General features: G+C 67.6%; 31 protein-coding genes. 19 read left to right on the forward strand and 12 right to left on the reverse strand.

From position 1 onward, the window contains the following. Nucleotides 1-2 precede the first annotated feature (2 nt). Genes fdhF through ACMUOO_RS00780 form a run of 3 tightly spaced genes read right to left on the reverse strand, consistent with a single transcriptional unit; the run spans nucleotide 3 to nucleotide 4,884 of the window. Nucleotides 3-2,897 carry a formate dehydrogenase subunit alpha gene (fdhF, locus tag ACMUOO_RS00770; RefSeq protein ID WP_301917772.1) on the reverse strand — a complete coding sequence of 965 codons (2,895 nt, stop codon included), beginning with the start codon at nucleotides 2,895-2,897 and terminating at the stop codon, nucleotides 3-5. Next, nucleotides 2,894-4,411 carry a formate dehydrogenase beta subunit gene (locus ACMUOO_RS00775; protein ID WP_301917771.1) on the reverse strand — a complete coding sequence of 506 codons (1,518 nt, stop codon included), beginning with the start codon at nucleotides 4,409-4,411 and terminating at the stop codon, nucleotides 2,894-2,896. Before ACMUOO_RS00775 ends, fdhF begins: the two co-directional genes overlap by 4 nt. Beyond that, nucleotides 4,408-4,884, reverse strand: a complete 477-nt coding sequence (locus tag ACMUOO_RS00780) for a formate dehydrogenase subunit gamma (RefSeq protein WP_301917770.1) — start codon at nucleotides 4,882-4,884, stop codon at nucleotides 4,408-4,410. The genes ACMUOO_RS00775 and ACMUOO_RS00780 overlap by 4 nt, the downstream gene beginning before the upstream one ends. A gap of 180 nt (nucleotides 4,885-5,064) precedes the next feature. Between ACMUOO_RS00780 and ACMUOO_RS00785 the strand changes: the two genes are divergently transcribed. Next, nucleotides 5,065-5,196: a hypothetical protein gene (locus tag ACMUOO_RS00785; protein WP_301917769.1), complete on the forward strand. Its 132-nt coding sequence runs from the start codon at nucleotides 5,065-5,067 to the stop codon at nucleotides 5,194-5,196. A 17-nt stretch (nucleotides 5,197-5,213) separates the two neighbouring features. Here ACMUOO_RS00785 and ACMUOO_RS00790 read toward each other — a convergent pair whose 3' ends face one another. Then, nucleotides 5,214-6,392, reverse strand: coding sequence for a lytic murein transglycosylase (locus ACMUOO_RS00790; RefSeq protein WP_413854699.1), 1,179 nt, complete (start codon nucleotides 6,390-6,392; stop codon nucleotides 5,214-5,216). 203 nt (nucleotides 6,393-6,595) lie between these two features. Here ACMUOO_RS00790 and ACMUOO_RS00795 point away from each other — a divergent pair, with 203 nt between their 5' ends. Next, entirely contained in the window at nucleotides 6,596-6,946 is a 351-nt protein-coding gene (locus ACMUOO_RS00795) for a hypothetical protein (protein ID WP_301917767.1), read from the forward strand. Nucleotides 6,947-6,994: 48 nt separating this feature from the next. Here ACMUOO_RS00795 and ACMUOO_RS00800 read toward each other — a convergent pair whose 3' ends face one another. After that, nucleotides 6,995-8,167, reverse strand: a complete 1,173-nt coding sequence (locus ACMUOO_RS00800) for a MalY/PatB family protein (RefSeq protein ID WP_301917766.1) — start codon at nucleotides 8,165-8,167, stop codon at nucleotides 6,995-6,997. A 250-nt stretch (nucleotides 8,168-8,417) separates the two neighbouring features. Here ACMUOO_RS00800 and def (ACMUOO_RS00805) point away from each other — a divergent pair, with 250 nt between their 5' ends. From def (ACMUOO_RS00805) to ACMUOO_RS00820, 4 genes are all read left to right on the forward strand, one after another. Next, nucleotides 8,418-8,939 carry a peptide deformylase gene (def, locus tag ACMUOO_RS00805; RefSeq protein ID WP_301917765.1) on the forward strand — a complete coding sequence of 174 codons (522 nt, stop codon included), beginning with the start codon at nucleotides 8,418-8,420 and terminating at the stop codon, nucleotides 8,937-8,939. Further along, a complete protein-coding gene (gene def, locus ACMUOO_RS00810; RefSeq protein WP_301917764.1) occupies nucleotides 8,936-9,439 on the forward strand; it encodes a peptide deformylase in 504 nt (167 codons plus the stop codon). The genes def (ACMUOO_RS00805) and def (ACMUOO_RS00810) overlap by 4 nt, the downstream gene beginning before the upstream one ends. A 64-nt stretch (nucleotides 9,440-9,503) precedes the next feature. Then, entirely contained in the window at nucleotides 9,504-10,400 is an 897-nt protein-coding gene (gene fmt / locus ACMUOO_RS00815; RefSeq protein WP_301917763.1) for a methionyl-tRNA formyltransferase, read from the forward strand. A 58-nt stretch (nucleotides 10,401-10,458) separates the two neighbouring features. Beyond that, a complete protein-coding gene (locus ACMUOO_RS00820; RefSeq protein ID WP_301917762.1) occupies nucleotides 10,459-10,698 on the forward strand; it encodes a GlsB/YeaQ/YmgE family stress response membrane protein in 240 nt (79 codons plus the stop codon). Here the strand turns inward: ACMUOO_RS00820 and ACMUOO_RS00825 are convergent. From ACMUOO_RS00825 to ACMUOO_RS00850, 6 genes are all read right to left on the reverse strand, one after another. Continuing rightward, complete coding sequence (locus ACMUOO_RS00825) at nucleotides 10,695-11,315, reverse strand: trimeric intracellular cation channel family protein (RefSeq protein WP_301917761.1); 621 nt, start codon at nucleotides 11,313-11,315, stop codon at nucleotides 10,695-10,697. The genes ACMUOO_RS00820 and ACMUOO_RS00825 overlap by 4 nt on opposite strands. Then, a complete protein-coding gene (gene rnhA, locus ACMUOO_RS00830) occupies nucleotides 11,302-11,781 on the reverse strand; it encodes a ribonuclease HI (RefSeq protein WP_301917760.1) in 480 nt (159 codons plus the stop codon). The genes ACMUOO_RS00825 and rnhA overlap by 14 nt, the downstream gene beginning before the upstream one ends. Before the next feature lie 59 nt (nucleotides 11,782-11,840). Next, nucleotides 11,841-12,443, reverse strand: coding sequence for a LysE family translocator (locus tag ACMUOO_RS00835; protein ID WP_301917759.1), 603 nt, complete (start codon nucleotides 12,441-12,443; stop codon nucleotides 11,841-11,843). A 61-nt stretch (nucleotides 12,444-12,504) separates the two neighbouring features. Then, on the reverse strand, nucleotides 12,505-13,098 hold the full coding sequence (locus tag ACMUOO_RS00840) for a class I SAM-dependent DNA methyltransferase (protein WP_301917758.1): 594 nt from the start codon (nucleotides 13,096-13,098) through the stop codon (nucleotides 12,505-12,507). Then, nucleotides 13,095-14,042, reverse strand: a complete 948-nt coding sequence (ispH, locus tag ACMUOO_RS00845; RefSeq protein ID WP_301917757.1) for a 4-hydroxy-3-methylbut-2-enyl diphosphate reductase — start codon at nucleotides 14,040-14,042, stop codon at nucleotides 13,095-13,097. Before ispH ends, ACMUOO_RS00840 begins: the two co-directional genes overlap by 4 nt. Before the next feature lie 106 nt (nucleotides 14,043-14,148). Then, a complete protein-coding gene (locus tag ACMUOO_RS00850; RefSeq protein ID WP_301917756.1) occupies nucleotides 14,149-14,721 on the reverse strand; it encodes an NYN domain-containing protein in 573 nt (190 codons plus the stop codon). Between the two features lie 111 nt (nucleotides 14,722-14,832). Between ACMUOO_RS00850 and folK the strand changes: the two genes are divergently transcribed. The 9 genes from folK to rnc all read left to right on the forward strand — a co-directional run bounded on the left by folK (nucleotide 14,833) and on the right by rnc (nucleotide 22,000). Continuing rightward, nucleotides 14,833-15,414 carry a 2-amino-4-hydroxy-6-hydroxymethyldihydropteridine diphosphokinase gene (gene folK / locus ACMUOO_RS00855; protein ID WP_367891176.1) on the forward strand — a complete coding sequence of 194 codons (582 nt, stop codon included), beginning with the start codon at nucleotides 14,833-14,835 and terminating at the stop codon, nucleotides 15,412-15,414. An 80-nt stretch (nucleotides 15,415-15,494) separates the two neighbouring features. Further along, nucleotides 15,495-15,848, forward strand: coding sequence for a DNA-directed RNA polymerase subunit omega (rpoZ, locus tag ACMUOO_RS00860; protein ID WP_301917755.1), 354 nt, complete (start codon nucleotides 15,495-15,497; stop codon nucleotides 15,846-15,848). Between the two features lie 29 nt (nucleotides 15,849-15,877). After that, nucleotides 15,878-18,001: a RelA/SpoT family protein gene (locus tag ACMUOO_RS00865; protein WP_301917754.1), complete on the forward strand. Its 2,124-nt coding sequence runs from the start codon at nucleotides 15,878-15,880 to the stop codon at nucleotides 17,999-18,001. A 19-nt stretch (nucleotides 18,002-18,020) separates the two neighbouring features. Continuing rightward, entirely contained in the window at nucleotides 18,021-18,677 is a 657-nt protein-coding gene (locus ACMUOO_RS00870) for a DUF2062 domain-containing protein (protein ID WP_301917753.1), read from the forward strand. A gap of 90 nt (nucleotides 18,678-18,767) precedes the next feature. Further along, nucleotides 18,768-19,511: a pyridoxine 5'-phosphate synthase gene (locus tag ACMUOO_RS00875; protein WP_301917752.1), complete on the forward strand. Its 744-nt coding sequence runs from the start codon at nucleotides 18,768-18,770 to the stop codon at nucleotides 19,509-19,511. Further along, nucleotides 19,508-20,062, forward strand: coding sequence for an RNA 2'-phosphotransferase (locus ACMUOO_RS00880; RefSeq protein ID WP_301917751.1), 555 nt, complete (start codon nucleotides 19,508-19,510; stop codon nucleotides 20,060-20,062). Before ACMUOO_RS00875 ends, ACMUOO_RS00880 begins: the two co-directional genes overlap by 4 nt. Continuing rightward, nucleotides 20,059-20,475, forward strand: coding sequence for a holo-ACP synthase (gene acpS / locus ACMUOO_RS00885; protein ID WP_301917750.1), 417 nt, complete (start codon nucleotides 20,059-20,061; stop codon nucleotides 20,473-20,475). The genes ACMUOO_RS00880 and acpS overlap by 4 nt, the downstream gene beginning before the upstream one ends. 62 nt (nucleotides 20,476-20,537) lie before the next feature. Next, nucleotides 20,538-21,314 carry a signal peptidase I gene (lepB, locus tag ACMUOO_RS00890; protein ID WP_301917749.1) on the forward strand — a complete coding sequence of 259 codons (777 nt, stop codon included), beginning with the start codon at nucleotides 20,538-20,540 and terminating at the stop codon, nucleotides 21,312-21,314. Then, a complete protein-coding gene (rnc, locus tag ACMUOO_RS00895) occupies nucleotides 21,311-22,000 on the forward strand; it encodes a ribonuclease III (protein ID WP_301917748.1) in 690 nt (229 codons plus the stop codon). Before lepB ends, rnc begins: the two co-directional genes overlap by 4 nt. Here the strand turns inward: rnc and ACMUOO_RS00900 are convergent. Then, the gene (locus ACMUOO_RS00900; RefSeq protein WP_301917747.1) at nucleotides 21,997-22,482 is read right to left on the reverse strand and encodes a thermonuclease family protein; all 486 of its coding nucleotides are present in this window, start codon (nucleotides 22,480-22,482) and stop codon (nucleotides 21,997-21,999) included. The genes rnc and ACMUOO_RS00900 overlap by 4 nt on opposite strands. A 158-nt stretch (nucleotides 22,483-22,640) precedes the next feature. On the opposite strand from ACMUOO_RS00900, the gene era reads away from it, so the two are divergent. From era to ACMUOO_RS00920, 4 genes are all read left to right on the forward strand, one after another. Continuing rightward, nucleotides 22,641-23,567: a GTPase Era gene (era, locus tag ACMUOO_RS00905; RefSeq protein ID WP_413854709.1), complete on the forward strand. Its 927-nt coding sequence runs from the start codon at nucleotides 22,641-22,643 to the stop codon at nucleotides 23,565-23,567. A 99-nt stretch (nucleotides 23,568-23,666) separates the two neighbouring features. Further along, nucleotides 23,667-24,002, forward strand: coding sequence for a DUF1491 family protein (locus ACMUOO_RS00910; RefSeq protein WP_301917746.1), 336 nt, complete (start codon nucleotides 23,667-23,669; stop codon nucleotides 24,000-24,002). A 102-nt stretch (nucleotides 24,003-24,104) separates the two neighbouring features. Further along, nucleotides 24,105-24,827: a DNA repair protein RecO gene (recO, locus tag ACMUOO_RS00915; RefSeq protein WP_301917745.1), complete on the forward strand. Its 723-nt coding sequence runs from the start codon at nucleotides 24,105-24,107 to the stop codon at nucleotides 24,825-24,827. Nucleotides 24,828-24,905: 78 nt separating this feature from the next. Next, nucleotides 24,906-26,116: MFS transporter (locus tag ACMUOO_RS00920; protein ID WP_413854711.1), on the forward strand; the 1,211-nt coding region annotated here is incomplete at its 3' end.

The raw sequence follows: 26,116 nt of genomic DNA on the forward strand, positions 1-26,116 counted from the left end.
CGCTACTCCGCCGCGGGCAGGATGCGGCGCGCGTTGGCGGCTTGCGCTGCGTAGTCCTCCTGCCAGTCCGAGGGGCCGTTCGACCGGCCCACCTGCACCGCAGTCACCTTGTATTCGGGGCAGTTCGTCGCCCAGTCGGAGAAGTCGGTGGTGACGACGTTGGCCTGCGTGTCGGGGTGGTGGAAGGTCGTGTAGACCACGCCCGGGGCAACCCGGTCCGTCACCTTCGCCCTGAGCGTTGTCTCGCCCGAACGCGAGGCAAGGCGCACCCAGTCGCCGTCGTTGATGCCGCGGTTCTCGGCATCGTGGGGGTGGATCTCCAGCCGGTCCTGATCGTGCCAGACGGTGTTTGCCGTGCGCCGTGTCTGCGCACCGACGTTGTACTGGCTGAGAATTCGGCCCGTAGTGAGCAGGAGCGGGAAGCGCGGCCCGGTCTTCTCGTCGGTGGCGAGGTACTCGGTCACGATAAAGCGGCCCTTTCCGCGCACAAAACCGTCGATGTGCATCACCGGCGTGCCCTCGGGCGACTTCTCGTTGCAGGGCCACTGGACGGAGCCCATGCGGTCGATAAGGTCATAGGTCACGCCGGCGAAGGACGGCGTGGTGGCGGCGATCTCGTCCATGATCTCGGAAGGATGCGTGTAGCTCCAGCCGGCGCCGAGCGCATTCGCCAGAAGCTGCGTCACCTCCCAGTCCTCGTAGCCGTTCTTCGGCGCCATCACCTTGCGCACCATGTTGATGCGCCGCTCGGCGTTGGTGAAGGTCCCGTTCTTCTCGAGGAACGAGGACCCCGGCAGGAAAACATGGGCGTAGTTCGCCGTCTCGTTCAGGAAGAGGTCGTGTACGATCACGCATTCCATCGCCGCAAGACCGGCCGAGACATGCTTGGTGTCCGGGTCCGATTGCAGGATGTCCTCGCCCTGGCAGTAGAGCCCCTTGAACGTGCCATCGACAGCGGCGTCGAGCATGTTCGGAATGCGCAGGCCCGGCTCCGGATCGATCGGCACGCCCCACATCTTCTCGTAGATCGCCCGCACGTCGGCGTTCTTCACATGGCGGTAGCCCGGAAGCTCGTGCGGGAAGGACCCCATGTCGCAGGAGCCCTGCACGTTGTTCTGGCCGCGGAGCGGATTTACGCCCACGCCCTTGCGGCCGATGTTGCCGGTGAGCATCGCGAGGTTGGCGATCCCCATGACGGCGGTGGTGCCCTGGCTGTGCTCCGTCACGCCGAGCCCGTAGTAGATCGACCCGTTGCCGCCCGTGGCGAAGAGCCGCGCCGCCTTGCGCAGTTCCGCCGCCGGAACGCCGGTCAGCGCCTCGGTCGCCTCGGGGCTGTGGCGCGGGTCGCGGATGAAGTCCGCATAGGTGAGATATTCGTCCCAGTCGCACCGCTCGCGGATGAAGGTCTCGTTGGCGAGTTCCTCGGTCACGATCACATGGGCCAGTGCCGAAACGACCGCCACGTTGGTGCCGGGACGGAGCTGGAGGTGATGCGCGGCCCGGACATGGGCCGACTTCACGAGGTCGATCCGGCGCGGGTCGATCACGATCAGCTTCGCGCCCTGGCGCAACCGCTTCTTCATGCGGCTGGCGAAGACCGGATGCGCATCGGTCGGATTGGCGCCGATGACGATCATTACGTCGGTCTGCTCGACCGAGTCGAAGTCCTGCGTGCCGGCCGAAGTGCCGAAGGTGTTGCGCAGACCGTAGCCGGTCGGCGAATGGCAGACCCGCGCGCAGGTATCGGTGTTGTTGTTGCGGAAGACCGCGCGGGCAAGCTTCTGCACGAGGTAGGTTTCCTCGTTGGTGCAGCGCGACGAGGTGATGACGCCGATCGACTTCTGGCCGTACTTCTCCTGCAACCCGCGCAGGCGCGACGCGGCGTAGCCCAGCGCCTCGTCCCACGACACCTCGCGCCAGGGATCGCTGATCTCCTCGCGGATCATCGGCTTCAGGATGCGGTCGCGGTGCGCCGCATAGCCATAGGCGAAACGGCCCTTGACGCAGGAATGGCCCCGGTTCGCCTTGCCGTGCTTGTAGGGCACCATGCGCACCAGCTCGTCGCCGCGCATCTCGGCCTTGAAGGAACAGCCGACCCCGCAATAGGCGCAGGTGGTGACGACCGAGCGGTCCGGAAGGCCCATCTCGATCACCGATTTTTCCTGCAGGCTGCCGGTCGGGCAGACCTGCACGCAGGCGCCGCAGGATACGCAGTCGGAGGAGAGGTAGTTGTCAAGGCCGGTGCCCGCCGACATCCGGCTGTCGAAACCCCGCCCCTCGATCGTCAGTGCGAATGTGCCCTGGACTTCGCCGCAGGCGCGCACGCAGAGCGAGCAGACGATGCATTTTGCCGGGTCGTAGGTGAAGTAGGGGTTGCTGTCGTCGACCGGGCGCCAATCGGGGTTCTGGGCCCCGTCCGGAAGGCGCCGGCGGGCATGGTCCGCGACCGGCTCGTAGCGCACCTCGCGCAGGCCCACCCGCGCGGCCATCTTCTGCAACTCGCTGTCGCCGTTGGCAGCGTCGGTCAGCCCGATCGCCGGATGGTCGGAGGCGTAGAGTTCCATCACGCCCTTGCGCAGGCGGTTCACCTTGTCGGACTGGGTGTGCACGACCATGCCCGGCGCCACCGGCGTGGTGCAGGAGGCGGGCGTGCCCTTCCGCCCCTCGATCTCCACCAGGCAGAGGCGGCACGATCCGAAGGCATCGACGCTGTCGGTGGCGCAGAGCTTCGGCACCTCGATGCCGGCCTCGGCCGCCGCGCGCATGACGGACGTGCCCTCGGGCACCGTCACCTCGAACCCGTCGACGGTCAGTGTCACCGGCGCGCCCGTTCTGGCAGGCGTGCCCATGTCACGATCCGACTGGGGCGTCGTCCATGGCATGATGAAGTCCTTCATTCCGCGGCCTCCTTCCGGCGTGCGAAATCGTCCGGGAAATGCCTGAGCGCCGACATGACCGGAAATGGGGTGAATCCGCCAAGCGCGCAAAGCGACCCGTCGCGCATTGTATCACATAGATCGGTGAGAATCACCGTGGCCGCCGGATCGCCTGCGGCGATGCGGTCGATGGTCTCGACGCCGCGGACCGAACCGATGCGGCAGGGCGTGCACTTGCCGCAGCTTTCCACGGCGCAGAACTCCATCGCGAAGCGCGCCAACTTGAGCATGTCGGCCGTGTCGTCGAAGACCACAATCCCGGCATGGCCGATGAGTCCGCCCTTCTGGTCGAACTCCTCGTAGCCGAAGGGCGTGTCGAACTGCGACACGGGAATGTAGGCACCGAGGGGCCCGCCGACCTGAGCCGCCTTCACGGGCCGGCCCGAGGCGGTTCCGCCGGCGATGTCGTTGACCAGCTGGCCGAGCGGCATCCCGAAGGCGGTCTCGAAAAGGCCGCCGTGCTTCACGTTCCCGGCGATCTGGATCGGCATGGTGCCCTTCGACCGGCCGAGCCCGAAGCCCGCGTAATGCGCCGCCCCCTTCTCGAAGATCACCGGCACGGTGGCGAGGCTGAGAACGTTGTTGACGACGGTGGGGCGCCCGAAAAGCCCCTCCAGCGCCGGCAGCGGCGGCTTCGCCCGCACGATCCCGCGCTTGCCCTCGAGCGAGTTGAGAAGAGAGGTTTCCTCGCCGCAGACGTAGGCGCCCGCGCCGACCCGCACCTCCATGTCGAAGGCATGGCCAGAGCCGAGCACCGAGGGTCCGAGAAGCCCGGCGCCCCTGGCCAGCAGGATCGCCGCCTCCATCACCTCGATGGCATCGGGGTATTCCGAGCGGATGTAGACGTAACCCTTCGTCGCACCGGTGCCGATGCCGGCGATGGCCATGCCCTCGATCAGGGTGAAGGGGTCGCCCTCCATGATCATGCGGTCGGCGAAGGTGCCGCTGTCGCCCTCGTCGGCGTTGCAGACGATGTATTTCTGCGCGGACTGCGCCTCGGCCACCGTCTTCCACTTGATGCCGGTCGGAAAGCCCGCGCCGCCCCGCCCGCGCAGGCCCGAGGCAGTGACCTCGGCCACGATCCCGCCGGGCTCCATTGCAACCGCGCGGCGCAGGCCGGCAAGGCCGCCGTGCGCTTCGTAGTCGGCGAGACTGAGCGGGTCGATCAGCCCGCAGCGGGCGAAGGTGAGCCGGGTCTGGCGGGCAAAGAACGGAATGTCCTCCACCGCGCCGAGGCCTTCAAGCTTCCCGTCGAGGAGCGCCGGCACATCCGCGGCCGTGACCGGACCGTAGGCGCGCCGGCCTGTCGTCTCCTCGACCTCCACCAGAGGTTCCAGCCAGATCATGCCTCGGGTGCCGTTCCGGACGATCTGCACGTCGAGCCCGCGCTTCGCGGCCTCCGTCGCAACCGCCGACGCCACCTCGTCGGCACCGAGCGCCTTGGCGGCCGCATCGCGGGGGATGTAGATATTCATGCGCCGGCCTCCGTCAGGATTTTCGCCATCCGAGTGTCATCGACACGGCCCACAACCTTGCCGTCGACCATCGCAGCCGGCCCGCAGGCGCAAAGGCCGAGGCAATAGACCGCCTCGACGGTCACCGCCCCGTTCGCCGTGGTGCCGCCCCAGTCGAGCCCGAGCTTGCCGAGCACACGGTCCGCGAGTGCCGCGCCGCCCACCGACTGGCAGGCTTCGGCCCGGCAGAGCTTGATCACATGCCGCCCGGCCGGCGTTTCGCGGAAGTCGTGATAGAAGGTCACAACTCCGTGAACCTCGGCCTTGGTCAGGTTCAAGGCGTCCGCGATCAGGGGAATCGCCTCCTGGGGGATGTGCCCGTACGCGGCCTGAATCGCATGCAGCATCGGCAAAAGGGGGCCTTCGCCGCCCGAATGCTCGGAAATCAGCGCATGGAGATCCCGTTGGGGGGGCTCCGCGGTAGAATGGGACATGGCTGGCCTCCCGCTAGACTGGCTGCTGAATGCCTTGGTTTCGATAGGCAATCAATATCAAGTTTTCGTTGATTGATTGATCTCATCTATCAATGTGACCGCAAGGGCCAACCGCCGCGGTAACCCGTGATTAATGGTAAACCACTAGAACGGGACGTGAACAAACCGAAAGGACGCCCCATGCGTGAAGTTGTCTCCCTCGCCGCCATGTTCCTCCTGCTCGCCTTCGCCGGTCTCGAGCCGGGTCACGCGCACAGCGCCAAGACCTGCAAGGCCGGTGCCGTTTCGGAATTCTTCTCGACCGGCTGCTGATCCGATCCTGGCCTCGCCTAGATACGGCCGAGCAAAGCCTGTGTCGGCCAGGCGTCGGCGGGCAGCCCAAGCCGCGCCTGCTCCCGCTGCACCGCCTCGCGCGTCTTCTCACCGAGGATCCCGTCGATGGCGCCAACGTCGTAGCCCCTAGCGGCAAGTCTCTTCTGCAGCGTCACCATCTCCTTCGCCGAAAGCCCGGGTTCCGGGGCGCCCGCGTCATAGACCGGGGCGCCTTCCAGCCGCGTGGCGAAATAGGCGGCGGTGGTCACATAGACGAAACTCTTGTTCCAGCTGAAATAGACGCGGAAGTTCGGATAAGCGAGGAAGGCCGGTCCCTTGCGCCCCATCGGCAGGAGAACCGCGCCCCGAAGACCCCGCGCAAGCGGCGTGGACCTGCCGCGCACGCCGGCCGCCTCCCATTCCGCCACCGGGCGGGCGTGGTTCAGGCCGGTCTTCGCCCAGTCGAGGTCGTCGGGCACCGTGATCTCCTGGAGCCAGGGCTCGCCCGCCCGCCAGCCGAGGCCGTGGAGCATCTTCGCGGCACTCATCAGCGCGTCGGCGGCCGAGGTCTTCAGTTGCACATGCCCGTCGCCATCGCCGTCGACGCCGTTTCGCAGGATGTCCTCCGGCAGCATCTGCACCTGTCCGATCTCTCCGGCCCAGGCGCCTTGCGTTCGCGCCGGGTCGAAGTCGCCGCGGGCGTAGAGTTCCATCGCGGCGAAAACCTGCGGCCGGAATAGTTCGGGCCGCCGGCAGTCGTGGGCGAGTGTCACCAGTGCGTCGCGCGTGTTGAAATCCCCCTGCACCGCGCCGAAATCGGTCTCGAATGCCCAGAAGGCGAGAAGAACCCCGGGCGAAATGCCGTAGTCGCGCCCGATCCGGCGGAAGACCTCGGCGTGTTTCTTCGCCATGGACTGGCCGGTGGACAGCCGTCCCGCGCTGATGAGCGAGCGCGAGAACTCGATGAAATCCTTGCGGAACACGCCCTGCGCCCGGTCCGCCTTCAGGACGCGGCCGTCCAGCCGGGCACCGGCGAGGAAACCTTTCGCCGCCTCGGCCGGAATGCCGCGCGCGCGCGCCTCGTCGGCAAGCCCCGCGACGAAGGCGCCGAAGTCGCCGCCGCACGCGAGGGCCGGCGCCGGCAGGACGGCAAGGCCAAGGGCGAGCAGGCGGGCGAGCGGGGCGGGGCGGATCATGGGAACCTCCGGTGGAACGCCGTCGACACTAGCGCGCCCTCCGGCGGAGGCAACCGTCACGGTGCGGCCTTCCGACATTGTTGCCGGTCCGTCCGGAATGCGGTCCGCGCGGTGCCGATCTGCCACGCTGGCACCCCTGTCGGCAGCGTAAACTTGATTTTTCCCAGCAAAGGCACATGCTTGGGCCGGGGAAGAGGTGTGTGATGACGGACTTTCTGCCGAAGGACGTGCAAGACGGACTCGACGCTGCGCGCAAGCGCGACCTGAAGCGACGCTCGCGGCTCAGGGTGCTGGCGGGGGACGAGGTCTACCCGATCCTGCGGTTCTGGGGCACGGGCTTCGCGCTCGATGCCGACCAGGTGCAGCATCTGCGCGGGCTTGTGGATATCTACGACGGCGGCCGCCATCTCTGGCAGTCGTTGATCATCGCCTCCGGCGTGGAGGCGGGCGAGCTCATCTGCACGATGAAACGCTCCACGGCGGCCGAGGACAGGGCGCCGCTCGACTACGTCCGCGACGAGGACGCGCCGGTGGGCTACCTGCCGCGCGCCTGAGCGGTGTCCTTACCGAGGGGCAGGCCGACCTGCCGGCGCGCGCCCGCCCTACTGTAGGTCGGCGAAGGCGGATTGCAGCCGTTCCACCGCCTCGGCCACCCGCGCCCGCGGCGTGGCGAGGTTGAAGCGCAGGAAGCTTTCGCCACCCTTGCCGAAGGTCGCGCCGTGGTTGGCGGCAATCCCGGCGTCCTTCTCCACCCGTGCGGTGAACTCCGCAGGCGCCATTCCGGTGCCGGCGAAATCGACCCAGGCGAGGTACGTCGCCTCAAGCGCCATCGACGCCAGACCGGGGACCGCGGCGATCCCGGCATCGAAGACCTGCCGGTTGCCGTCGAGATAGGCCACCAGCGCATCGACCCAGGCTGCGCCCTCCGGCGAATAGGCTGCCGTCGCCATGTGCATTCCGAAACTGTTCGGAGAGATGCCGAACGCGTTCACCTTCGCGCCGAAGCGGGCGCGCAGGGCATCGTCGGCGATGATGACATTGCCGATATGCGCGCCCGCGATATTGAAGGTCTTGGTCGTGGCGGTCATCGTCACCAGGCGGTCGGCGATGTCGGGCGCGGCCGTGGCCATCACCCGGTGCTGTGCGCCGGGGAACACGAGGTCGTGGTGGATCTCGTCGGAGACGAGGACGAGGTCGTGCCGTTTCGCGAAATCGGCGATGGCGCGCAGTTCGTCGGCCCTCCAGACCCGGCCGCCGGGGTTGTGCGGCGAACAGAGGATCAGCATCCGTTCCGCCCCGGTCATCATCGCGTCCCAGGCCGCGATATCGAGACTGTAGCGCCCGTCCTCATTGGCGAGCGGGCATTCGACGACGCGACGGCCGGCGGCTTTGATGACGCGGGCAAAGGCGTGGTACACGGGCGTCATCAGCACCACGCCGTCGCCGGGCGCGGTGAAGGCATCGACGCAGAGACCGGTCCCGTTCACGAGGCCGTGGACGGTAAAGACCCATTTGGGTTCGACCTGCCAGCCGTGACGTTCCCGCATCCACCAGCAGATCGCACCAAGATAGGCGCGATCATCGCCGAAATAGCCGTATATGCCATGGGCGGCCATCGCTTCCACCGCCTGCTGAACGCATCCCGGCGGGCGGAAGTCCATGTCGGCGACCCACATGGACAACCCGTCCTTCGGACTGACGCCGTAGAGCGGTTCCATCATGTCCCACTTCGAGGAATGGGTTCCTGTGCGATCTATGATCTCGTCGAAATTCATGGCGTCTCCCGTGGACTTGCCCGACCCTGTTGCACTCCGAAGCCCGGCACAAGGCCGGGAGTCCGGGCTGGTCATTGATCGCCCGTCATCTTGTTCCATATCAAGTGCAAAAATCGGAATACCATCCCTAAAATGTATTCGTAAATAGAACCATGTCCATACTATTGGCCAATATATGGAGAAACGTCCCCTTCGGCAGTGTGCCGGCGTCGCCATTGCAAGATGCGAAGCCTTCGCCTAAATCGGCCCAATGACGCTGAGACCGATCCTGATCCACCCCGACCCGCGGCTGAAGAAGCACGCCGATCCCGTGACCGAGATCACGAAGGACCTGCGTGCCGCCGCGGACGACATGCTGCAGACCATGTACGACGCGCCCGGAATCGGTCTCGCGGCCCCCCAGATCGGGCTCATGTCGCGGATCATCGTCATGGACTGCGTGAAGGACAAGGACGCCGCGCCCCGGCCGATGGTGCTTCTGAACCCCGAGGTGACCTGGGCCTCGGAGGCGATGAACACCTACGAGGAGGGCTGCCTTTCCATCCCGGACCAGTACGCCGAGGTGACGCGGCCCGCCGAGGTGAAGGTGCGCTGGATGGACCTCGAGGGCAAGACGCAGGAGGAACAGTTCGCCGGCCTCTGGGCGACCTGTGTCCAGCACGAGATCGACCACCTGAACGGCCGCCTGTTCATCGACTATCTCACCGCTCTGAAGCGCCAGCTGATCACCCGCAAGATGGAGAAGCTGAAGCGCGAGCGGGCGCGGCTGTGACGGTCCGGCCCTTCGTTCATTACCCCGACAAGCGGCTGAGGACGCCGGCCGCGCCGGTGGCCGAGGTGACCGAGACCGTCCGCATGATCTGGGACGACATGGTGGAGACGATGGACGCGATGCCGGGCGTCGGCCTTGCGGCGCCGCAGATCGGGATCATGCTGCGCCTCGCCGTGGTCGACTGTTCCGACCGGCGGGGCCAAGCGGTCAGGATGGCCAACCCCGAGGTGCTCCATGCCTCGGTGCAGATGCGCCGGCACGAGGAGGCGAGCCCGAACCTTCCCGGCGTCTCCGCGGTCGTGGAGCGGCCGCGGGCGGTCACGGTCCGCTTCCTGAACGAGACCGGCGCGGTCGAGGACCGCGATTTCGTCGGGCTCTGGGCGACCTCCGTCCAGCATCAGATCGACCACCTGAACGGAAGAATGTTCATCGACCATATGTCGCCGGTGCGGCGGCGGATGCTGGTGGCGCGCGCCGACAAGCTGCGCAAGCGCGGATAGTGGCAGGGGGCGGGCGCCCCCGGACGCTCTGGGTGGTAGTTGGGCAACGAAGGAGGGGCAAGCGATGCGCGTGATCTTCATGGGAACGCCCGAGTTTTCGGTCCCCGCCCTCCAAGCGGTCCATGCCGCGCACGAGATCGTCAGTGTCTATTCCCAGCCGCCACGCCCGGCAGGGCGCGGCAAGAAGGACCGGCCGAGCCCCGTGCAGGCGCGGGCCGAGGCGCTGGGGCTGCCGGTCCGCCATCCCGCAAGCCTGAAATCGCCCGAGGCACAGGCGGAGTTCGCGGCGCTGAAGTCCGACGTCGCTGTGGTAGTGGCCTACGGGCTGATCCTGCCGCAGCCGGTTCTCGATGCGCCGGCACGGGGGTGCCTCAACATCCATGCCTCGCTTCTGCCGCGCTGGCGTGGCGCGGCGCCGATCCACCGCGCGGTGATGGCCGGCGATGCCGAAACCGGCGTCTCGATCATGCGGATGGAGGCCGGGCTCGACACCGGACCGGTGCTGCTTTGCGCGCGCACGCCCATCGGGCCGGAGGAAACCACGGCCGAGCTGCACGACCGGCTCGCGGCGATGGGGGCTGCGGCCATCCTGGAGGCGCTCGGCCGGCTCGACCGGCTGACGCCCGTGCCACAGCCGGAGGCGGGAGTGACCTACGCGGCCAAGATCGACAAGGCGGAGGCCCGGGTGGACTGGAGCCGCCCGGCGGAGGAGGTGGACCGGCTGATCCGGGGGCTTTCGCCCTTCCCGGGCGCCTGGGTGGAGATCGGCGGCGAACGGGTGAAGCTCCTGCGGTCCCGCCTTGCCGAAGGGCGGGGCGCGCCGGGCACGGTTCTTGCAGGTTTCACCATCGCCTGCGGGTCCGGCACGGTGCAGATCACCGAGGCGCAGCGCGAGGGCAAGCGGCCGATGCCCGCGGCCGAGGTGCTGCGCGGGCTCGTCCTGCCCGAAAGGCTCGGCTGAGCGTTCCCAAAGGTCGCGCGGGGGGCCATATTGGCCATGTGGCAACCCGGAGGCGCACATGGCCATTCTCGCCCTCATCATCATCGGCGCGGCGGCGGGCTTCATCGCCACGCGGCTGATGAACCGTCAGACCGACCTGGTGACGACCATCGCCATCGGCGTGCTCGGCGCGCTCGTGGGCGGGCTGGTGCTGCGGTTCCTGCTAGCTGTCACCGGTCTCGCGGCGGGCTTCGTCGGCGCGATCCTCGGGGCCATGGCGCTCATCTGGCTATGGGAGACTTACGGGCCGAAACGCTAACGTCGGGGCGGGCGGGCGCGATAAACCGGCAGGCGCCAGCCGAAAAGGAGGCTTCCCGAACGCAGCGCGAATGTCACCGCGGCACAAAGGAGAAGCGCGGGGCCTACCGGCAGGACGGTGACGGAGACGACCGCCGCCCCCGCGCCCGCGAAGGCCGCGGTCACGTAAAGTTCGCCCTGTTTCAGGACCAGCGGCACTTCGTTGCAGACGACATCGCGCATGAGCCCGCCGAAGGCCCCCGTCGCAATTCCCATGAGGAGCGTCACGCCCCAGGGCTGGCCCGCCGCGAGCGCCACGCCGACACCGGCTGGCACCGCGACCGAGAGTGCCAGCGCGTCGAGCCAGGTGAGAACGCGCAGCCGGCTCTCGAAACGGTGCGCGGTGAAGAAGACGGTCACGGCCGCCGTCGCGGCGACGCCGATGAAGGCCGGCTCGGCCACCCAGAAGACCGGATTGCGATCGAGAATTACATCGCGGACCGTGCCGCCCCCGACGGCAGTCAGCGCCGCGACGAAGGTGAAGCCCACGATGTCGAGTTGCGCCCGGCTGGCGGCAAGCGCGCCCGTCAGCGCGAAGACAAAGACCGAGGCATAGTCGAGCGCGTCAAGCAGCGTCATCGGCCCGCGCCCGCTTCGGCTTGAAAGGCTTCATGCCGGCGCGCGCAAGCTCGTCCGCGCGTTCGTTCTCGGGATGGCCCGCATGGCCCTTGATCCATTCCCAGATCACCCGGTGGCGGTGCTGCGCCGCGTCGAGCCGCTGCCAGAGATCGACGTTCTTCACGGGCTTGCGGTCGGCGGTCTTCCAGCCGTTCCGCTTCCAGCTGTGGATCCAGGTGGTGACGCCGTTCTTCACATAGGCGCTGTCGGTGACGATGGTGATGTCGGAGGGCCGTGCAAGCGCCTCGAGCGCCGAGATCGCGGCGAGAAGCTCCATCCGGTTGTTGGTCGTCTCGGCCGCGCCACCGTTCAGTTCGCGCGTCTTGACGACCCTGTCGCCATCGCGGGCGATCATCAGCACGCCCCAGCCGCCGGGGCCGGGATTGCCGGAACAGGCACCGTCGGTAAAGGCGAAAAGCTCAGGCATCGGGTCTCCGCAGCGGTTCCGCCCCGTCTAGGGGGCGGGGCGGCGCCGGTCAACGCCTCTCAGGCGCGCTCGAGCGCCAGCCGCGCCCCGAGGGCGGCGAAGGAGGCGGCGAAGGCGCGCCGCAGCCAGGTCATGACGGCCGGCCGGCTGAGCACCGCCTCGCGCCCCGAGGCGGCAAGGACTGCGTAGCCGAGAAAGACCGCGAAGGTCATCGCGGCAAAGCCGAGGCCAAGGGCCAGGATCGCCGCAGTTCCGTCGCCGGGCGTCAGGAATTGCGGCAGGAAGGCAAGAAAGAACGTCGGGATCTTCGGATTGAGAAGGTTGAGAAGGATGCCGCGCCGCACGATCAGCCCGGCCGGCTGCGGCTCCGCCGCCTCAACGTCGAGCCCGCCGGTGCCGCGAAGCGTCCCCCATGCCATCCAGATCAGATAGGCGACGCCTGCGTATTTCACCGCCTGGAAGAGAACCGCCGATGCGTGCAGCACCGCCGCCAGCCCCGCCATCGCCACGCCCATGTGAAAGAGCGTCGCCAGAGTGCAGCCGAAGGCCGCCCAGAAGCCGCCCCTTATCCCCTGCGCAAGCGCCACCGACAGCGTGTAGACGACGCCGATCCCCGGCGCGAGGCAGACGACGAGGGTGGTCAGAAGGTATTCGGGCGACATGGCGAACCTCTCTGCCGGACGCGCGACGCTCGCCCGGGCCGGCCCTTGCTGTCAACCTGGTTCAGGCGCGGGCGCGGAGGATCACGAAGGGATCGAGGGTTCCGGCAAGCCCGCGCTCCATGCCCTCTTCCTCAGCGGTCACGGTAAAGCCGGCGCCGTCCAGAAGCCCCCGCATCTCGGCGCCGGTGACAAAGGTATAGAGACGGTCGAGCGCGTCGCGGGCCTCACCGGTACCGGTCTTCATCCCGACGTGCAGGATGCCGCCGGGCACAAGCGCCCGGTTGAGCGCGACGAGATGGCGGGGCAGGGCGCTGCGCGGCGCATGGAGGAGCGAGAAATTGGCCCAGACGCCCTCATAGGCTGCTACCGCGTCGATGTCGTCGAAACTCGCCTGCCGCGCGCCGATGGCGTGGCGGTCGTTGGCCAGCGCGACCATGCCGACGGAGGCATCGACCGGGTCGGGGCGATGGCCAGCCTCGCGCAGGAAGACCGAGGCCTGGCCCGGCCCGCAGCCGAGGTCGAGCACCCGCGCGCCCGGCGGCAGCGCCGCGATGAAGCTTTGAAGGTGGCGGTCGGGTCCACGGGTCCGGAACAGCTTCGCATAGTCGGCTGCCCTCGCATCGTAGGCCGCAAGGGTGCGCGCATCCACGCTCATGCTGGTTCCCTGAGAATTCGCGGCACCTTGAACTCGACGTCCTCGCGCGCGGTCTCGACCCGCTCCAGCGTCACCTCGTAGCGGGCGCGGAAGGCGTCGATGACCTCGTTCACCAGAACTTCGGGCGCGCTCGCCCCGGCGGTGACGCCGACTGCCTTCGCACCGTCGAGTGCCCGCCAGTCGATGTCGCTTGCGCGGCCCACAAGCTGGGCATAGCCGCAACCTGCTGCGCGTCCCACTTCGACCAGGCGCCTCGAGTTCGACGAGTTCGGCGCGCCGATCACGAGCAGCGCCTCCACCTTCGGCGCAATGACCTTCACCGCCTCCTGCCGGTTCGTCGTCGCGTAGCAGATATCTTCCTTGTGCGGACCGACGATCGCCGGGAACCGCGCCCGCAGCGCCGCAACGATGGCAGCCGTGTCATCGACCGAAAGCGTCGTCTGGGTGATGAAGGCGAGCCTTTCGGGATCGCGCGCGGCAATTCTGGCCACATCCTCGACCGTCTCCACCAGCAGCACCTCGCCCTCGGGCAACTGTCCCATGGTGCCGAGCGTCTCGGGATGGCCGGCGTGGCCGATCATCACCATCTGCAACCCGTTCTGGTGATGCCGCTCGGCCTCGATATGCACCTTGGAGACGAGGGGGCAGGTGGCATCGACGAAGGTCATTCCCCGCCGCGCCGCCTCGGCCGGCACGGCCTTCGGAACCCCGTGGGCCGAAAAGATCACCGGCCGGTCGCCGGGAACCTCGTCCAGTTCCTCGACAAAGACCGCGCCCTTCGCGCGTAAACCGTCCACGACGAAGCGGTTGTGGACGATCTCGTGGCGCACGTAGACCGGCGCCCCCCACTTCGCCAGCGCCATCTCCACGATCTTGATCGCGCGGTCCACGCCGGCGCAGAAACCGCGCGGCGCGGCGAGATAGAGCGTCAGGGGCAGCGGCATGGTCGGTCCTCTCGCGTCGCGGCGGCACGGTAATCGAACCTCCGCGCATGGACAATCGGCCGCAAGCGCGCCCTGCGCCCGCGGACCGGCCCATCACCCGGCGGCGCTAGTTGCTGCTCGCCGGCTCTTCCTCGCGTTCGACCCGCGCCTCCCGCGGGGGCCGCCCGATCACCTCGCGCAGCGCGTCGAGCTCGATGAAGTTGTCGGCCTGACGGCGCAGTTCGTCGGCGATCATCGGCGGCTGCGAGCGGATGGTGGAGACGACCGAGACGCGCACACCCTGCCGCTGCAGACTTTCGACGAGTGGCCTGAAATCGCCGTCGCCGGAAAAGAGCACGATATGGTCGAGCCGCGGCGCAAGCTCCATGGCGTCGACCGTGAGCTCGATGTCCATGTTGCCCTTGACCTTCCGGCGGCCCTGGCTGTCGGTGTATTCCTTCGCGGGCTTGGTGACCATGCAGAAGCCGTTGTAGTGAAGCCAGTCGACAAGCGGGCGGATCGGCGAGTAGTCATCGTTCTCCAGCAGCGCGGTGTAGTAGAACGCGCGCAAGAGCTTGCCCCGGCGCTCGAATTCCTGCCTGAGAAGCTTGTAGTCGATGTCGAATCCGAGCGCCTTTGCGGCTGCGTAGAGGTTCGACCCGTCGATGAACAGCGCAAGCCGTTCGTCCTTGTAGAACATCAATTGTTCCTTCCAGAAGAAATCCGTCGAAATTCCTACTTGTGTTTGGGTGGGCAAACTGAAAATTCGACGGCGGTTCGGGTGTGGTAGCAGGGACTTGGCAAATTGCCAGTGGATTTCATATCTATCCAAAGGAACAGGCTAGCAGCGATCGCCGCCGGCGGCAATTCAACTTCTCCGGCGGGCGATCCGGCCAAGACGATTGCGGCCGCCCTTGCAGACATTACGCGTGACATCGGCCCGATTGTCGCGATTTCCCGATTCTTCCGGACACCAGCCTTCCCACCGGGAAGCGGCCCGGATTTCGTCAACGCGGCCGTGATCGCTGTCACGTCGCTCGAACCTGCCGCGGCCCTCGATGCCCTGCACCGCATCGAGGCGCGGTATGGCCGGGTCCGGCAGGTGCGCTGGGGTGCGCGGACGCTCGATCTCGACCTCATCGCAATGGGAGATCGCGTGCTGCCCGACGCTGCCACGCTGCGCGAGTGGATGGACCTGCCCGCCTCGGAACAGTCAGTCCGCGCGCCCGATCGGCTGATCCTGCCCCATCCGCGGCTGCAGGACCGTGCCTTCGTGCTGATTCCCCTGGCCGAGATCGCGCCGAACTGGCGGCACCCGCTGAGCGGTCGCACCGTCGCCGGGATGGCCGCCGCGCTTGCGGAGGCCGAGAAAGCCGCCGTTTGCCCGCTCTGACGGGGATTCTTCGCTTGTCAATAGCAGACCAAGCACTTAAATAGCGGTCTCCATGCCTCCCATTCCGATTGGAGTTCCCGATGGCCCGCGTGACGGTCGAAGATTGCGTTGACAAGGTCCCGAACCGGTTCGAGCTCGTGATGCTCGCCGCGCACCGGGCGCGCGAGATTGCCTCCGGCTCTCCGATCACCGTGGACCGCGACAACGACAAGAACCCTGTCGTGTCCCTGCGCGAGATCGCCGAGGAAACCCAGGGCGCGGCCGACCTGCGCGAGCGGATGATCGAAAGCCAGCAGACCCAGATCGAGGTTGACGAGCCCGAGGACGACGCCATGGCGCTTCTCATGGGGGCCGAGGTCGACCGGCCGAGCGAGGACGACATGTCCGAGGAGAAGCTCCTCCGGGCGCTCATGGAAGCCCAGGGCCAGGGCTGAGCCCGCCAGACGAAGGCAAGCGGACCGGAATGATCGACGTCGAAGACCTGATCGCGCTGGTCCGCAACTACAACCCACGCACCAATGCCGCGCTGATCCGCCGCGCCTATGATTACGGCGCGTGCATGCACGAGGGCCAGAGCCGCCGCTCGGGCGAGCCCTACTTCACCCATCCCGTCGCCGTTGCCGCGATCCTGACAGAACAGCGGCTCGATGACGCGACGATCATCACCGCGCTCCTGCACGACACGATCGAGGACACCAAGTCCACCTGGACCGACATCGCCGCGACCTTCGGCGAAGAGATCGCCGAACTGGTGGACGGGGTCACGAAACTCACCAACCTCCAGCTCTCCTCGACCGAGACCAAGCAGTCGGAAAACTTCCGCAAGCTCTTCATGGCGATGTCGAAGGACCTGCGCGTGATCCTGGTGAAGCTCGCCGACCGGCTCCACAACATGCGCACGATCCGGTCCCTGCCGCCGGAGAAGCAGGCCCGCAAGGCGCGCGAGACGATGGACGTGTTCGCGCCGCTTGCCGGCCGCATGGGCATGCAGTGGATGCGCGAGGAACTCGAGGACCTCTCCTTCAAGGTTCTGAATCCCGAGGCGCGCGCCTCGATCATCCGGCGATTCGTGATTCTGCAGAAGGAATCGGGCGACGTGATCCCGAAGATCACTGCCGATATCCGGGCGGAACTGGAAAAGGACGGGGTCGAGGCTGACGTCTTCGGCCGCGCCAAGAAGCCCTATTCGATCTGGCGCAAGATGCAGGAAAAGCAGCTCGCCTTCTCGCGCCTCTCCGACATCTACGGGTTCCGCGTGATCTGCACCGACGAGCGCGACTGCTACCGCATCCTCGGCGCCATCCACCGGCGCTGGCGCGCGGTGCCGGGGCGGTTCAAGGACTATATCAGCCAGCCGAAGTCGAACGGGTACCGGTCGATCCACACCACCGTCTCGGGCCGCGACGGCAAGCGGGTGGAGGTGCAGATCAGGACACGCCAGATGCACGAGGTGGCCGAGGCGGGCGTGGCTGCGCACTGGTCCTACCGCGACGGCGAGCGCGCGCAGAACCCCTTTGCCGTCGATCCGGCGCGCTGGATCGCCACGTTGACCGAGCGTTTCGACACCGGGGAGGACCAGGAGGACTTCCTCGAGAACGTGAAGCTCGAGATGTATTCCGACCAGGTCTTCTGCTTCACGCCGAAGGGCGACGTTGTGCAGTTGCCGAAGGGGGCGACGCCGCTCGACTTCGCCTATGCGATTCATACCCGCATCGGCAACTCCACCGTCGGCGCGAAGGTGGACGGCATCCGCGTACCGCTCTGGACGCGGCTGAAGAACGGCCAGTCTGTCGAGATCATCACTGCCACGGGCCAGCGGCCGCAGGCGACCTGGATCGACATCGTCGTGACGGGCCGCGCCAAGGCCGCGATCCGGCGGTCGCTGCGCGAGGAGGACCGCGAGCGGTTCATCAAGCTCGGCCAGGAACTCGCCCGCGTGGCCTTCGAGCACATCGGCCGCAAGGCGACCGAAAAGGCGCTGAGGACCGCGGCCAGGACGCTCGGCCTCGCCGACGAAAAGGACGTGCTCGCCCGCCTCGGCTCGGCCGAGCTCACGGCCCGTGAGGTGATCGAGGCGATCTACCCCGAGCTTGCGACCCAGGCCTCCGTCGAAGAAGTCGATGCCCGCCGTCCCGTCGTCGGACTGACCGCCGACCAGTCCTTCCGCCGGGCCAACTGCTGCCAGCCGGTACCGGGCGAGCGGATCGTCGGCATCACCTACCGCGGCCAGGGCGTCGTCGTGCATGCCATCGACTGCCCCGCACTCGCAGAGTTCGAGGAGCAGCCGGGTCGATGGGTCGATCTGCATTGGCATTCGGGCCGCCACGCGCCGGTCTATACCGTCGGGCTCAACCTCACGATCGCCAACGATGCGGGCGTGCTGGGCCGGATCTGTACGCTGATCGGCGAGCAGAAGGCCAATATCTCCGATCTCACTTTCGTCGATCGGAAGCCGGATTTTTACCGTCTTATCATGGAAGTTGACCTGAGGGATGCCGAACATCTCCACATGGTGCTGACGGCACTGGAAGCGGAAAGCGACGTGGCGCAGGTCGAACGCTATCGCGACCTGAGCCGAAAGCCCTGAGGGGCGGGAAGGAACGGACGTGGTATTCAAGCGGCGTGATCCGCGATCCTATCTTCGCATGATTGCCGAGGTCTTCTGGCCGCGCGGCGGGTGGACCCGCGCATTCCACTATGTCAAGCATCGGATCCGGCGGCTTCCCGACGACCCCCACCGGATCGCGCGCGGCGTCGGTGCCGGGGTATTCGTCAGCTTCACGCCGTTCTTCGGGCTCCATTTCATCACCGCGGCGCTTTCCGCGAAGATCGTGCGCGGCAACATCCTGGCGTCGCTTCTCGGCACCTTCTTCGGCAACCCGATCACCTTTCCGATCATTGCCTTCTTTTCCATGAAGCTCGGCAAATGGATGCTCGGGACGCGCTTCGACGAGGCGCAGCACCAGACGCTCGCCAGCCGGTTCATGGGCGCGGCCGAAGACCTCAGGCACAACTTCTTCGCCATGTTCACGCCGGAGACCGCCCATTGGGGCAATCTCTCCTACTTCTACCACGACATCTTCGTGCCCTACCTGATCGGCGGGCTGGTCCCCGGCATCGTCGCGGGCGTGATCGCCTATTACCTGTCCGAGCCGGTGATCGCCGCCTATCAGAAGCATCGCCGCAAGAAGTTGAAGGAGCGATTCGAGAAGCTGAAGGCGAAGCTCCACGCCCGCGTCGAGGAAAAGACGGAGCGCGGCTAGCTCGAATTGTGCCGGTGACACTTCCGCCGTTCACAGCCGCCGCCCAAGCCAATACTGTCGCCCCGACCGCTTCAAGACAGGAGATCACGCATGTCCGGCACGCTGCGGCTCGGCGTAAACATCGACCATGTGGCGACCGTGCGGAACGCGCGCGGATCGGCCTATCCTGACCCGGTGCGCGCCGCCATCCTGGCGGAAGAGTCCGGGGCCGACGGTATCACCGCGCACCTGCGCGAGGATCGCCGCCACATCACCGACGACGACATCGCCCGGCTCGTGGCCACGCTGAAACGGCCGCTCAACTTCGAGATGGCAGCGACCGCCGAGATGCAGGCGATCGCGCTCCGCCACCGCCCCCATGCCGCTTGCATCGTTCCCGAAAAGCGCGAGGAACGGACGACCGAGGGCGGGCTCGATGTCGCCGCCGACATCGCCCGCCTGACAGAGTTCATCGCGCCCCTGCGCGCGGCTGGTTGCCGGGTCTCGATGTTCATCGGGCATGATCCGCGCCAGATCGAGGCCTCCGCCCGGATCGGCGCGGCGGTGGTGGAGCTTCACACCGGCCATTACTGCGACCTTCACGCCGAGGGTCGCTTCGCCGAACGGGACGCCGAGCTTGCGGCCCTCGCTGAAGGCGCCCGGCTGGCCCGTTCGCTCGGGCTCGAGGTCCACGCCGGCCACGGCCTGACCTACGACACCGTCGGCCCCGTCGCCGCCTTCCCCGAGGTGCGCGAGCTCAACATCGGCCATTTCCTGATCGGCGAGGCGATCTTCGTCGGGCTGAAGAAGGCCATCGCAGAGATGCGCCGCCAGATGGATGCGGCGCAGGCATGACGCCGGCCGACGAAAAGCGGCTGAGCAAGTTTCTCAGCCTTGTCCTGCGTCACGATCCGGGTGCGGCCGGGGTGACGCTCGACCCGGAAGGCTGGGTGGACCTGGACGCGCTCATCGTCGGGGCCGCGTCGAAGGGCAAAGGGTTTACCCGTGAGGAACTGTCGACTGTGGTCGCAAACTCCGACAAGAAACGGTTCACGATCTCGCCGGGCGGCCGGTCGATCCGTGCCGCGCAGGGCCACTCTGTCGCCGTCGATCTGTCCCTTGCGCCGGTCGTGCCGCCCGCGGTGCTGTTCCACGGCACCGCCGAGCGCAATGTGGCTTCGATTCAGACCCGGGGCCTGCACGCGGGATCGCGCCGGCACGTTCACCTTTCGCCCGACATCGAAACCGCGCTCAGGGTGGGCCGCCGCCACGGCCGCCCCGCCGTGTTCTTCGTCGATGCCGCCCGCGCTTGGACGCAGGGTCACCGGTTCTATCGGTCGGAGAACGACGTGTGGCTGACTGATCCGCTGCCGGCGATCTTTCTGGACCTGGTGGACGACGCATGATCCTCGGCATCGGCACGGACCTTGCCAATATCGACCGCATCGCCGCGACGCTCGCCCGCTTCGGCGACCGCTTCCGCAACCGTGTCTTCACAGATGTGGAGCAGAGGAAGGCTGAAGGCCGCCGCGATACCGCCGGCACCTATGCCAAGCGCTGGGCGGCGAAGGAGGCCTGTTCCAAGGCGCTCGGCACCGGATTGCGCATGGGCATCTCCTGGAAGGACATGGGCGTGTCGAATCTCCGCTCCGGCCAGCCCGTCATGCACCTGACCGGCTGGGCGGCCGAACGGCTCGCCGCGATGACCCCGCCCGGGCACGAGGCCATCGTCCACGTCACGCTGACCGACGATCACCCCTGGGCGCAGGCCTTCGTGGTGATCGAGGCGCGGCCTCGCCCCGACACAGCCGCAACTTGACTCGGCCCGGCCGCCGCCGCATGTAGCGCGGGCACAAGAGGCAGGACAGGGCAGGGCGCATCGTGGCGGCAAAGCAGGATGGTTTCGTCGAAACCGTGAAGACGATCGTCTACGCGCTCCTCATCGCCGGGGTGTTCCGGACCCTCTTCTACCAGCCGTTCTGGATCCCATCGGGCTCGATGAAGGATACGCTCCTCATCGGCGACTTCCTCTTCGTCAACAAGATGGCCTACGGCTATTCGCGCTATTCCTGCCCTTTCGCGGCCTGCCCGATCACCGGGCGCCTCTTCGGCTCGGAACCCGAGCGCGGCGACGTCGTCGTGTTTCGCCACCCCGGCACGGGCGCGGATTTCATCAAGCGGCTGATCGGCCTTCCGGGCGACACCGTGCAGGTGAAGGAAGGCCAGCTCTGGCTCAACGGCACGCCGGTGCCGCAGGAGGACGCCGGCACCTTCGAGGAGATCAAGGCACCGCAGGGGTCGCAGGGCAACATGCCGCGCTGTGCCAACGACCCCGTCGGCATCGGCGGCACCTGCGTCAAGCAGCGCTTCACCGAAACCCTGCCGAACGGCGTGCGCCACGATGTGCTCAACATCGCCAGCGTGCCGGCCGACAATACGCCGATCTACACCGTGCCCGCGGGGCACTACTTCTTCATGGGCGACAACCGCGACAACAGCCAGGACAGCCGCTTCGCGGTGAATTCGGGCGGCGTGGGGATGCTGCCGGCCGAATACCTGATTGGCCGGGCCGACCGGATCATGTTCTCCTCCGCAGGCCGCTCGCTCTTCTTCTTCTGGACCTGGCGGTCCGACCGCTTCTTCAAGGCGGTGGAGTGAGGCTTTCGGCCGACCTCCAGGCCTTCCAGGCCCGCATCGGCCACGACTTCCGCCGGCCCGAGCTTCTCCTGCGCGCGGTCACGCATTCCTCCATCGCCACGCCGGCGCGCCCGGACAACCAGCGGCTCGAATTCCTCGGCGACCGCGTCCTCGGCCTCGTCATGGCCGAAGCCCTTCTGGCTGCCGACAAGGGGGCCAGCGAGGGCCAGCTTGCGCCGCGCTTCAACGCCCTCGTCCGCAAGGAGGCCTGCGCCGCCGTCGCGCGCGAGGTGGACCTCGGCGAGGTCCTGAAGCTCGGCCGGTCGGAGATGATGTCGGGCGGGCGCCGGAAGGAGGCGCTTCTGGCCGACGCGATGGAGGCGGTGATCGCCGCCGTCCATCTCGATGCCGGTTTCGATGCCGCGAAGTCGCTGGTGCTCAGGCTCTGGGGCGGGCGCATCGGCAGTGTCGAGGCCGATGCCCGCGACGCCAAGACGGCGCTTCAGGAATGGGCGCAGGGACGCGGCCTGCCCCCGCCCGCCTATGCCGAGCTTGGCCGCGAGGGGCCCGACCACCAGCCCCGCTTCACCGTCGAGGTGCGCCTAGCCACCGGCGAGGCCGAGGTGGCCGAGGCCGGATCGAAACGCCAGGCCGAACAGGCGGCGGCCAGGGCGCTGCTGGCGCGGATGCAGGGCGACCAGAATTAATCTCGTAAACGCGGCGGCATGCGGCCCTTCTGGCGCGCGTCGCAGCGCCAGAGCTTCCTGCGAATTCCCTGCGGCTCAAGCCGGGAATACTTCCCGCGCGAGAACTTGGGCCAGTCGATCGCCATGCCGGCGGCGACCATCTCGGCCGACAGATCGCGCCCGTCCGGGAGGTAGCAGGTTGCCACGGTCCGGTCATGCGAAAGATCGCCATCGAAAACGGCCCTGATCTCTTGCCCCTTGCACAGATTGACGAGCGCCCACTTGGCCGTCCTACCATAGGGGTGGTCCATCTCCGGTGCGTCGATCCCGGCAAGCCGGATGCGCATTCCGCCAATATCCAGGGTGTCACCGTCGATAACCCAGGCCCGGCCGCGAAGCTCCGTGACCTCGACGATCCTGATGTCGGCCGACTGCCCGACTGCGACCCGGCGGCGCCAGGGACTTCCGTCCTCCAGAACCGTCGTCTCGCGCCGGATCTTCACCAATTTGGGCCGGCTCGAGCGAAAGAAGGCGCGGAGAAGTAAACGGAAAAGACCCATGGCAAGCGACGCGTTCGTTCAATTCCCTTACCATGGTCCGCCGCATCGCGATTGCCAATTGGCAAATCCCGCAACTTTCCCGTATGGGGCGGAGATCAATCATGGGATCGCTACACGACATGACCAAACGCGCAGGCTTCGTCGCCCTGATCGGAGAGCCGAACACAGGCAAATCGACGCTTCTGAACCGAATGGTCGGGGCCAAGGTCTCCATCGTCACCCACAAGGTGCAGACGACCCGCGCCCGCATCCGCGGCATCGCGATGGAGGGGGCGGCACAGATCGTCTTCGTCGATACGCCGGGCCTCTTCCGGCCGCGCCGCCGGCTCGACCGGGCGATGGTCGCCGCGGCCTGGGGGGGGGCGGTGGATGCCGATATCGTCGTCCTTCTCGTCGAGGCGCATCGCGGCCTCACCGACGGGGTGCGCGCCATCCTGGACACGCTGCGCGAGAAGCTTCCCGAAAGGACCCGCGTCGCGCTCGCCATCAACAAGATCGACCGGGTGAAGGCCGAGGCGCTCCTGGCGCTGGCGCAGGAGCTGAACGCGGCCTTCCCCTTCGAGAAGACCTTCATGATCTCGGCCGAACGCGGCCACGGGGTGGAGGACCTGAAGCGCTGGCTCGCCGCCGAAGTGCCGGAAGGCCCCTGGTTCTACCCCGAGGACCAGATCGCCGACCTGCCCATGCGCATGATCGCGGCCGAGATCACGCGCGAGAAGCTGACGCTCAGGCTCCACGAGGAACTGCCCTACCAGCTCACGGTCGAGACCGAGCACTGGCAGGAGCGCGAGGACGGATCGGCCCGCATCGACCAGGTGATCTACGTCGCCCGCGACGGCCACAAGGGCATCGTCCTCGGCAAGGGCGGCGAGACGATCAAGGCGGTCGGGCGCGACGCGCGCGTGGAGATCGCGGAGTTCCTTGGCTGCCCCGTGCATCTCTTCCTTCAGGTCAAGGTGCGCGAGAACTGGCAGGAGGAGCGCGAGCGCTATTCCGAGATGGGGCTCGACTTCAAGGATGGCGACTGACCTCACCTGCGCGCCGCGCCACGTCCGGGCCCTTGCGCGGGCGGAGCCTGCGGGAGCCTCCGGCGGGAGTATTTGCCGCCACAATGAAAGCCTGGGGGCATGACCGCGCGGCTCACCGCGGACTTCTGGGTCCGCGCCTATCTTGCACGGCTCCAGGCGGCGCATCTGCCGGCCTATGTCACCGCGCGGGGCGATCCGACGGCGGGCGCGGTCCTCGTGAAGCTCGCCACGCTCGACGGCCGGGCGCGGCTCTTTCAGCGCAGCGTCGACCTGATGACCGGCGGGCGCGCCTGGATCGTTCTCGCCGAGGGGGCCGAGGCCGAGGTGGATGCCGCCGTCGCGCGCCAGCGGCGGACGGACCCCGATCTCTGGGTGATCGAGGTCGAGAGCCGCGAGGGGCGGACCCTTCTTGACGAGGAGGGGCTTGCCGACTGACCCTCGTCCTGGTCGGCCAGCAACGCTTCCGGCGGGCTTGCGCGCCGGCCGCCGGTGGACATCGCAGGTGGCGCGGCCGATATTCGCGCCCGGAGGAAAGGCATGGACTGGCGGGACGAAGGCGCGCTTCTGGCAGTGAGGCGGCACGGCGAGAGTGCCGCCATCATCGAGGTCTTCACGCCCGGGCATGGCCGTCATGCCGGGGTCGTGCCGGGCGGCGCCTCGCGCAGGCTCGCGCCGATGCTGCAACCGGGGGTGCAACTCGACCTGACGTGGCGGGCGCGGCTCGAAGACCATATCGGCACCTTTACGGTGGAGCCGCTGCGCTCACGCGCCGCGCTTCTCGGCGATCGCGACGCGCTTGCGGCGCTGAACGCGGTCTGCGCGCTCCTTCACACCGCGCTCCCGGAACGCGAGCCGCATCCGGGGCTCTACGCCGCCACGATCGGCCTGCTCGACCGGCTGGGCGAGGGTCCGGACTGGCCGCTTGCCTATGTCCGCTGGGAACTCGGCCTTCTCGAGGACCTCGGCTACGGGCTGGACCTGTCGTCCTGCGCCGTCACGGGCGTCCGCGACGACCTCGCCTTCGTCAGCCCGAAGACCGGCCGTGCGGTGGCGCGCGGCGCGGCGGGGCCATGGGCCGACCGGCTCCTGCCGCTGCCTCCCTGCCTCCTCGGCCAGGGTCCGGCGGGTGCGGACGAACTCGCATCGGCGCTCCGGACCACGGGGCATTTCCTCGAACACCGGCTCTTTCCCGACCTCGGGTCGCGGCCGATGCCCGAGGCGCGGCGCCGCTTCGCGGCGCTCATCGCCCGCGCGGGATGAGTCCAATCCGACGCGCCCTGTCGGAATTGTCTCAGACGCCCTGCCGGGCGCCGGGCGATGTCTCGGACGAGAGGTTCCATGATCAGCCGCTACATCCCCGACTATCTGCGGCACGCGCCCACGCCGGGCGTGACCGGTTTCGCAGTTCTCGCGGGGATCGAAGCCTCGCTGAGGGGGACGCTCGTCTCGGTCTGGCCGCTCGTGATGTATCAGTCGCTGGGCGAGAACGCCGCGCGTGTCAGCCTCGTCTATTTCGCCGCCGGCATCGCCTCGCTTTCCTGGGGGCTGATGGTTCCCTGGCTCAACCGGCGCATCCCCCGGCGCTGGCTCTATACGCTTGGCGCGAGCTTCTATTTCGCAGGCGCGCTTCTGGCGATGCGGGGGGGGGCGGTGGCGACGCCGGTCGCCATGGTGCTGGCGAACTTCGCCACTGTCACCGTCTTCATCTGCACCAATGCCTACATCATGGATTTCATCGCACGCCATGAGCTTGGCCGGGTGGAGACGCAGAAACTCCTCTACAGCGGCCTGTCCTGGGCCATCGGGCCGATGGCCGGGGTGTTCCTCTGGAAGTGGTGGCCGGCGATGCCATTCCTGATGGCGATCGGCTTCGCGGTGCTCCTGCTCGCGACCTTCTGGTATCTCCGGCTCGGCAACGGAAGGCTCATCACACGTGCCCGCGCGCCGGCGCCCAACCCATTGGCCTACCTCGGCCGCTTCTTCCGCCAGCCGCGACTGATCTCGGGCTGGTCCTTCGCGGTCTTTCGCTCGTCGGGATGGTGGGTCTATGTCGTCTACCTGCCGATGTTCTGCATCGAGGCGGGGCTTGGCGACCGCGTGGCGAGCGTCGCCTTCTCCGTTTCCAACGCGCTCCTCCTTTCCGCGCCCTTCATCATGCGCTGGATGCGCGGTCGTGGGTTGCGGCGCGCGGTGCGCGCGGCCTTCGGCTGGGCGGCGCTGTGCTTCGCGCTCGCCGGATTCGGGCAGGTCTGGCCGCCGGTCGCTGTCCTGGCGCTGCTGGCAGGGTCGGTCTTTCTCGTCATGCTCGACACCTTCGGCGGCCTGCCGTTCCTGATGGCGGTGAAACCGGCCGAACGGACCGAGATGGCCGCGGTCTATTCCAGCTTCCGCGACGTTTCAGGAATCGTCACGCCGGGCGCGGCATGGCTCGTGCTGCTCGTCGCGCCGGTGGCGGGCGTGTTCGTCGCCTGTGCTGCCGGCCTCGGCGTCATGGCGACGGTGGCCGGGCGGCTGCATCCCCGTCTTGGCGCGCCGCGCGGCGCGCGTCC

The sequence above is a fragment of the Albidovulum sp. genome (assembly GCF_041919395.1).
In the GTDB taxonomy this organism is placed as follows: Bacteria; Pseudomonadota; Alphaproteobacteria; order Rhodobacterales; family Rhodobacteraceae; genus Albidovulum.

Coding starts and splice junctions, on each gene's coding strand:
- ACMUOO_RS00835 (WP_301917759.1), bottom strand. CDS start 12,443: ATGTCGCCCGAATACCTTCTGACCACCCTCGTCGTCTGCCTCGCGCCG.
- ACMUOO_RS00780 (WP_301917770.1), bottom strand. CDS start 4,884: ATGTCCCATTCTACCGCGGAGCCCCCCCAACGGGATCTCCATGCGCTG.
- ACMUOO_RS00795 (WP_301917767.1), top strand. CDS start 6,596: ATGACGGACTTTCTGCCGAAGGACGTGCAAGACGGACTCGACGCTGCG.
- ACMUOO_RS00850 (WP_301917756.1), bottom strand. CDS start 14,721: ATGTTCTACAAGGACGAACGGCTTGCGCTGTTCATCGACGGGTCGAAC.
- recO (WP_301917745.1), top strand. CDS start 24,105: ATGGACTGGCGGGACGAAGGCGCGCTTCTGGCAGTGAGGCGGCACGGC.
- fmt (WP_301917763.1), top strand. CDS start 9,504: ATGCGCGTGATCTTCATGGGAACGCCCGAGTTTTCGGTCCCCGCCCTC.
- ACMUOO_RS00840 (WP_301917758.1), bottom strand. CDS start 13,098: ATGAGCGTGGATGCGCGCACCCTTGCGGCCTACGATGCGAGGGCAGCC.
- ACMUOO_RS00775 (WP_301917771.1), bottom strand. CDS start 4,411: ATGAATATCTACATCCCCCGCGATGCGGCCGCCAAGGCGCTCGGTGCC.
- ACMUOO_RS00865 (WP_301917754.1), top strand. CDS start 15,878: ATGATCGACGTCGAAGACCTGATCGCGCTGGTCCGCAACTACAACCCA.
- ACMUOO_RS00875 (WP_301917752.1), top strand. CDS start 18,768: ATGTCCGGCACGCTGCGGCTCGGCGTAAACATCGACCATGTGGCGACC.
- rnhA (WP_301917760.1), bottom strand. CDS start 11,781: ATGCCTGAGCTTTTCGCCTTTACCGACGGTGCCTGTTCCGGCAATCCC.
- ACMUOO_RS00825 (WP_301917761.1), bottom strand. CDS start 11,315: ATGACGCTGCTTGACGCGCTCGACTATGCCTCGGTCTTTGTCTTCGCG.
- ispH (WP_301917757.1), bottom strand. CDS start 14,042: ATGCCGCTGCCCCTGACGCTCTATCTCGCCGCGCCGCGCGGTTTCTGC.
- def (WP_301917765.1), top strand. CDS start 8,418: ATGACGCTGAGACCGATCCTGATCCACCCCGACCCGCGGCTGAAGAAG.
- ACMUOO_RS00785 (WP_301917769.1), top strand. CDS start 5,065: ATGCGTGAAGTTGTCTCCCTCGCCGCCATGTTCCTCCTGCTCGCCTTC.
- ACMUOO_RS00880 (WP_301917751.1), top strand. CDS start 19,508: ATGACGCCGGCCGACGAAAAGCGGCTGAGCAAGTTTCTCAGCCTTGTC.
- ACMUOO_RS00800 (WP_301917766.1), bottom strand. CDS start 8,167: ATGAATTTCGACGAGATCATAGATCGCACAGGAACCCATTCCTCGAAG.
- acpS (WP_301917750.1), top strand. CDS start 20,059: ATGATCCTCGGCATCGGCACGGACCTTGCCAATATCGACCGCATCGCC.
- ACMUOO_RS00820 (WP_301917762.1), top strand. CDS start 10,459: ATGGCCATTCTCGCCCTCATCATCATCGGCGCGGCGGCGGGCTTCATC.
- era (WP_413854709.1), top strand. CDS start 22,641: ATGGGATCGCTACACGACATGACCAAACGCGCAGGCTTCGTCGCCCTG.
- fdhF (WP_301917772.1), bottom strand. CDS start 2,897: ATGAAGGACTTCATCATGCCATGGACGACGCCCCAGTCGGATCGTGAC.
- ACMUOO_RS00910 (WP_301917746.1), top strand. CDS start 23,667: ATGACCGCGCGGCTCACCGCGGACTTCTGGGTCCGCGCCTATCTTGCA.
- ACMUOO_RS00790 (WP_413854699.1), bottom strand. CDS start 6,392: ATGATCCGCCCCGCCCCGCTCGCCCGCCTGCTCGCCCTTGGCCTTGCC.
- rpoZ (WP_301917755.1), top strand. CDS start 15,495: ATGGCCCGCGTGACGGTCGAAGATTGCGTTGACAAGGTCCCGAACCGG.